The 266-nt window shown below is 62.8% G+C and carries 1 protein-coding gene; it reads left to right on the top strand.

Features of this window, described 5'->3' with window-relative positions; genetic code table 11:
• Nucleotides 1-266: porin (locus SB772_RS41850; RefSeq protein WP_410838755.1), on the top strand; the 266-nt coding region annotated here is incomplete at both ends.

Below are 266 nucleotides of genomic sequence, written 5' to 3'. Positions count from 1 at the left end.
GCCGGCCGATACCGTCAACTACATCCAGGGCATCCACGCGGGCCTGAGCTACGACTTCGGCGACCTGAAGACGATGGCCGGCTATCGCAACTATCGGCGTACGTATCACACGAGCGCCGCGAACCAGCTGAGCGACATGTATTGGGTCGGCGGGTCGTACCAGTTCACGCCGACGTTCTCGCTGATCGCGGCCGTCTATCACCAGAACATCAAGGGCGGCACGGATGCGGATCCGACGCTGGTGTCGGTGCGGGCGAACTATGCAC

Source organism: Paraburkholderia sp. SIMBA_030, from assembly GCF_046535245.1.
Taxonomy (GTDB): domain Bacteria; phylum Pseudomonadota; class Gammaproteobacteria; order Burkholderiales; family Burkholderiaceae; genus Paraburkholderia.
This window is presented reverse-complemented; position numbering and strand designations above follow the sequence as displayed.